Here is a 6,283-nt window from a genome sequence, read left to right as displayed (position 1 = left end):
CAGCCATAATCAGTTATCCCTGCCCGTTTCTTTAAGCATGAAGCTGTCTTTTCACATCCAAGGGTTAAAGGTTGAGGTGACTAAGAGAAAAGGCAGTTGGTCGTATGGAAGTTTTATTCTGGACATGAACCAGAACTGGCCGTTACTCACAGAAAAAGTCATCGATGAAAACAACTCAATTCATGCGTTGTCTGGTAACACTGTGCTTGCTTTCCCTATTGCGAAGCAAGGCTAGCGTATGTTATGGCTTTATCTGCACTTTCCATCTCTGCAGTTGGATACCTTGTTTAATTCTGAGCTATCTAACTCCGAGAAAGTTCACTCTAATGAAGAGTTACACGAGCAACCTATTATCATCGTGGATGAAAAAGATCACCGTGTGCTGCAAGCTAACCAAGCTGCGCTGCAATCGGGAATTTCACTTGGTATGGGGCTAGGGTCTGCGGCGGCGCTGTGTCACAACTTACACGTCCACCCTTACAGTATTGAGCTAGAAAAAAGTAAGCTCAAAGAGATCGCTCAATGGGCGTATTTGGTCACTTCTGACATGGCTTTACTGCCACCCAATGGATTATTGATTAAGTCCTCTAACATGCTGTCGCTTTATGATGGGCTAGATAACTACTGGCATGAACTCAAAAGCCATTTAGAAACGCTCAATATCCAGTTCAGCTTTGCTACAGGTTATTCGCCGCTTTCTGCAATCCTTTTAGGCAAACAATCCATCAACCAAGCGACGAACAATGTTGAGCAGATGAAAGCTTGGGTTAACCAACAAGCACTGAGTTCAAGCGAACTTCCTGCTAAACAAGTTGAGCGCCTGAATCGTGTTGGTATCAATGTCGTTGAAGACTTATTGAAACTGCCTTTGCAAGATGTCGCGCGCCGCTTTGATATCGACTTGGTGAACTATGTTGGTCGTCTTAATGGGCAGTTCAAGCACCCGATTGATTTCTATCACCCACCAGAGAGTTTCCAACAATATTTGGAGCTGCTGTTTGATATTGAAAACATCCTGTTCATCGAAAAGCCTTTGCTGAAATTGTTGAATCAGCTCGAGTGTTTTTTGAGGTTACGCGACCGAGTGGCTTTCGAGTTAACGCTGACTTTGCACCTAAGGGATAAAGACGACCACCCTGTCTCTTTTTATTCCGCGCAGGGCGATTACCTTGCTGTCAAATGGGCAAACCTAACGCATCTAACCTTAGAGTCACTGAAGATAACAGCACCCGTACAGGGGCTGACTCTCTCTTTGATTCGTCATGGAGAACCGCAAGTCGCCTACCATGATCTTTTCGATGGCAATACAGGAACGCTTGCTGCGCTAGATTTGCTCTCGCTGCTTCAAGCAAAGCTCGGGCAAGCTTGTATTCAGACTCCCAAAATACTGCACGATCCAAGGCCAGAAAAGGCCAATCAGTATTCGCTCCCAACACTGAGTAAGTCTGTGGCAAAAAAGCAAACGCCCCCAGAGAGCGAGCAACAAACCATAGTTCTCAACGTCCATCAACAACGACTCCGGCCCAGTATTTTACTGCCAGAGCCCGAAGCCTTAACCGAAAGCGTCACCTTATTTCAAGGCCCTGAGCGCATTGTGTCTGGCTGGTGGGATGGTGAAAAAATCATTCGTGACTACTTTATTGCTCACAGTGAAAACGGTCGATGGTTATGGGTATTTAGAACACCAGATAAACAGTGGTTTTTGCACGGCTTATTTAGCTAACCAACAAAAGTTGAATCGCCAACCCGCACCATTTACTCAATTTAAACGCCCTTTTCAATCATGTTCACTCGCAATGGTTAAGTGAGATTACGTTATGTCTCAGCAATACTCAGAGCTATTTTGCCAAAGTAATTACTCCTTTCTAGAGGGAGCTTCGCATGCGGAAGAGCTTGTTTTACAGGCCGACTTCTTACGTTACAAAGCACTCGCGGTTACTGATGAGTGCTCAGTCGCGGGCATCGTTAAGGTTCACTCAGCAATCAAGCAACATAAACTGTCGCTCAAGCAAATTGTCGGGAGCATGTTTTGGTTAAATGAAGAGTGCCAAGTGGTTTTGCTATGCCCAAATAGAGAGGCCTATGCCGAGCTGTGTCGTATTATTACCAACGCGAGACGTCGTAGCAGCAAAGGACATTATCAGCTCTCTGAGTGGGATATCATGTCGGCTAAGCACTGCTTCATTCTTTGGTTTCCTCAACAGAAAAATGAAGACGCGCACTGGGGGCAATGGCTCTCCCAGCACCATTCAGGTCGGCTTTGGATCGGCTTACAACGACACCTAAAGCAAACCGACCAGCAATACACAGATTACTGCGTTGAGCTGTCACAACATCACCAACTGCCGATTACAGCTTGTGGTGGCGTGCTGATGCACAACGCGAACCGCTTACCCTTACAGCACTCACTCACTGCAATAAAGTACCAACAGCCCATTACCGAAGTGGGCAATCACTTACTCGCCAATGCCGAGCGCTGTTTACGCAGCATCAATAAGATCTCTCATATATTCAAAGCTGAGTGGCTAGAAGAGAGCAACCGAATCGCTGAGCTGTGTGAATTTGATTTAGATAGCTTGCGCTACGAATACCCAAGCGAGCTGATCCCTCAAGGTGAGACACCCATGAGCTACCTACGCATGTTAGTCGAAAAGGGAAAACGAGCTCGCTTCCCGCAAGGTGTACCTAATGACATTCAACAAATCATAGATAAAGAATTGAGGCTAATTGACGCGCTTGACTACCCTTTCTTTTTTCTCACCATTCACGACATAGTCATATTTGCCAAAAGCCAAGGCATTCTTTACCAAGGTCGAGGTTCAGCGGCCAATTCCGTGGTCTGTTACTGCCTAGAGATCACCTCTGTCGACCCAAGACAAATCTCAGTGCTATTTGAACGCTTCATCAGTAAAGAGCGCGATGAGCCGCCCGATATTGATGTCGATTTTGAGCACGAGCGCCGTGAAGAAGTCATCCAATACATCTACAAAAAATACGGTAGAGAACGTGCAGCACTTGCCGCAACTGTCATTTCATATCGCTTTAAAAGCGCGGTCAGAGATGTCGGCAAAGCTTTAGGGCTACAAGAAACTCAGCTTGATTACTTTATAAAGAACACCAATCGCAGGGACAAAAGCTTAGGTTGGCAGGCTCAGCTCACTCAATTGGGGCTACAGCCTGATTCTTTGAAGGGACAGCAGTTTATCCATTTGGTTAATGAGATCATCGGCTTTCCACGTCACCTGTCTCAGCATGTTGGCGGCTTCGTGATCTCTTCTGGGCCTTTGTATGAATTGGTTCCCGTCGAAAATGCGGCTATGCACGATCGAACCATAATTCAATGGGATAAGGATGATCTTGAAACATTGGGGCTGCTGAAAGTTGATGTACTCGCGTTAGGTATGCTCTCTGCGATTCGTAAATGTTTCGACCTGATCAAACGCATTCACGGGCGATCACTGACCATTGCTGAGATCACCCGCCTTAAGGATGACCCTCAGGTTTACGGCATGATTCAGCGAGCAGACACCGTCGGGATCTTCCAAATAGAGTCACGCGCGCAAATGAGCATGCTGCCAAGGCTCAAACCAAGGACTTATTACGACTTGGTGATTCAAATTGCTATCGTACGTCCTGGGCCTATTCAAGGCGATATGGTTCACCCATTCTTAAAGCGCCGAGATGGTATTGAGCCAATCAGTTATCCATCTAAAGACGTGGAGTCGGTACTGTCGCGCACTTTGGGTGTGCCGATATTCCAAGAACAAGTGATTAAGCTCGCGATGGTTGCCGCAGGATTCACAGGTGGAGAGGCGGATCAGCTCAGACGCGCGATGGCCGCTTGGAAGAAAAATGGCAACGTCTTTAAGTTTAAAAACAAACTCATCGAGGGAATGCAAAAGCGTGGCTATGAGACAGAATTTGCTGAGCAGATCTTTAAACAGATATGCGGCTTTGGCGAATACGGTTTTCCTGAAAGTCACTCGGCTTCGTTTGCGGTGTTAGCGTATTGCTCAGCTTGGTTGAAATGCTACTACCCAGAATGCTTCTATACTTCCTTGCTCAATAGCCAACCTATGGGGTTTTATAGCCCATCACAGTTGGTACAAGACGCACAACGACACAATGTGGTAGTTCTTCCGGTATGTGTGAACGCCTCACAAGACAACCACACTGTCATCGCTCATCAGAATGGTTTAGCGATTCGCTTAGGGCTGCGACAAATCAAAGGATTCAGCGAACATGGGATTCAAAGCGTGCTCGCCAATCGGCCACAATCCGGTTATCGCCACCCTAGCCAGGTGAAACAGTTATCGATGAATAAGAAAGATATCGAGCTACTGGCATCGGCCAATGCGCTACATAACGTATCGGGAGACCGCTTCCAGACTCGCTGGGCAATCATGGACTCCGCTTCTGATTTACCTCTGTTTAGCCAAGTCTATGACGATGTTGGGGATGGACATGACGAACATGCACTGCACAAACCCAATGAGATGCAAGATCTACTCGAAGACTTCACCAGTGTCGGAATTTCATTGAACAAACACCCAATCACTTTGCTAGAAGAAGCGGGACGATTAGGTCGATTCACACACATGAAGGATTTAATACAGCAAAGACACAAATCTATGGTCACGGTTGTTGGATTAGTCACAGGAAAACAAGCTCCCGGAACCGCGGCAGGTGTTACCTTTGTTACATTAGAAGATAACACGGGCAATATTAATGTCGTGGTATGGGGAGCAACCGCGCGCTCTCAACAGCAAGCTTATCTGACAGCCAAAGCGTTAAAAGTACAAGGCATATTAGAAAAGGAAGGCGAAGTTGTGCATGTTATAGCGGGTAAACTCATCGATATTACCGATGACATTATTGGTTTGAACACCAAATCCCGAGATTTTCATTAACGAATCAAGTTGCCCTCCAAGAAACGCTAGAAACGAAAAAGGGAAGCATCCGCTTCCCTTAAATTCAAGTTGTTGAGTTATACCTCAACGTCCGCTTCCGTACGTCTTTTCTTAAATTCCCTATACAGTAATAAGCTCAAAGTCATGACGACTTTAGACGTTAACCATATCATTCAGAGGAACTACCTTAGATTGTGCATGAAAAGTTACGTTAGTAGTTGAGCATATTTTGTTAAAAAACATGCTGTATCAAATACTAGCAAACGTTTTCGCCAAGGTCATTCGAAACAAACCGTACAGCTGCATTAATTACAAAATCTGACGCATTCGCTCTTGAGTTACTTCAACTAAGAGGTCTGGTTGGAATTTAGAAATAAAGCGATTACACCCTACTTTCTCAACCATGGCTTCATTGAAACTACCACTTAATGAAGTATTTAGCGTAATAAACAAGTCATGCATTCGAGGATCAGTTCGAACTTCATGAGTCAGTTTGTAGCCATCCATTTCTGGCATTTCAGCATCGGTGATCATCAATAGTATTTCTTGATTGATGTCTTTGCCTTCATCACACCACTTCTTAAGTAAAGTCAGTGCTTCTAAGCCGTCACAACATTCGATAATGTTCAAACCAAGTTGCGACAAGGTGCCTTTGATCTGGTTGCGTGCTGTTGAAGAATCATCCACGATAAGTACATTACGGCCAACCATTTCATTCGCTAACTGCTGATCTAGAACACCGTCAGAAATCGACACATCGTAGTCGATGATCTCCGCTAACACCTTTTCAACATCGATGATCTCAACGATTTTGTGCTGCTCTTCTTCTTGGATATGCGTGATAGCAGTTAAATAGTTTGCTCGACCCGTAGTCTTTGGTGGCGGTTGGATTTCTGTCCATGTCGTATTCACGATATTACGAACTTGTCCAACCAAGAAGCCTTGTACGGTTCGGTTGTATTCGGTAATGATCAAGTTGTTTTCTTGAGTCTCATCACGTGATGGTGGGAAACCAATCGCACTGCGTAAGTCAATCACAGGTACAGATTCACCACGTAAAGAAGCAACACCCGTAATATGATGGTGAGAGCCTGGCAAGCGAGTGAGTACAGGCACTTTTAAGACTTCTTTCACTTTAAATACGTTAATCGCAAATAGTTGGCGACTATTTAAGCTAAATAACAAGAGTTCCAGACGGTTTTCACCGACGAGTTTAGTTCTCTGATCAACAGAATTTAAAACGCCAGACATACAACACCTTAGTGACAAATAATAACTGTGGCTACAATAGCCTAATTCGATAGGTTAAAGCAAAGCGCAAATACACAGATGCTTAAACTAAGTACAACAAATGCTGTTATACATAGTTTAAG

At 45.0% G+C, this 6,283-nt stretch carries 3 protein-coding genes and 1 pseudogene; 3 read left to right on the top strand and 1 reads right to left on the bottom strand.

Annotation, left to right across the window (positions count from 1 at the left end; all coding sequences use genetic code 11):
* The 3 genes and pseudogenes from AB4653_RS06580 to AB4653_RS06570 form a co-directional block, all read left to right on the top strand.
* A pseudogene (locus tag AB4653_RS06580) lies at nucleotides 1-235 on the top strand (recombinase RecA); the annotation flags it as partial.
* 3 nt (nucleotides 236-238) lie between these two features.
* Entirely contained in the window at nucleotides 239-1,723 is a 1,485-nt protein-coding gene (locus tag AB4653_RS06575) for a DNA polymerase Y family protein (protein WP_102257372.1), read from the top strand.
* Between the two features lie 94 nt (nucleotides 1,724-1,817).
* Nucleotides 1,818-4,910: an error-prone DNA polymerase gene (locus tag AB4653_RS06570; protein WP_009848993.1), complete on the top strand. Its 3,093-nt coding sequence runs from the start codon at nucleotides 1,818-1,820 to the stop codon at nucleotides 4,908-4,910.
* A gap of 309 nt (nucleotides 4,911-5,219) precedes the next feature.
* On the opposite strand, the gene AB4653_RS06565 is transcribed toward AB4653_RS06570, so the two are convergent.
* Nucleotides 5,220-6,161, bottom strand: a complete 942-nt coding sequence (locus AB4653_RS06565) for a chemotaxis protein CheV (protein ID WP_009848992.1) — start codon at nucleotides 6,159-6,161, stop codon at nucleotides 5,220-5,222.
* Nucleotides 6,162-6,283: the final 122 nt, after the last annotated feature.

The sequence above is a fragment of the Vibrio sp. 10N.222.48.A3 genome, from assembly GCF_041475345.1.
GTDB classification, from domain to species: domain Bacteria; phylum Pseudomonadota; class Gammaproteobacteria; order Enterobacterales; family Vibrionaceae; genus Vibrio; species Vibrio tasmaniensis_A.
Note: the sequence above shows the minus strand (reverse complement) of the source record. Positions and strands in the feature narration are given on the sequence as shown.

Bases quoted from the DNA above. Each gene is read 5' to 3' on its own strand.
- AB4653_RS06575 (WP_102257372.1), top strand. From the start codon at position 239: ATGTTATGGCTTTATCTGCACTTTCCATCTCTGCAGTTGGATACCTTG.
- AB4653_RS06570 (WP_009848993.1), top strand. From the start codon at position 1,818: ATGTCTCAGCAATACTCAGAGCTATTTTGCCAAAGTAATTACTCCTTT.
- AB4653_RS06565 (WP_009848992.1), bottom strand. From the start codon at position 6,161: ATGTCTGGCGTTTTAAATTCTGTTGATCAGAGAACTAAACTCGTCGGT.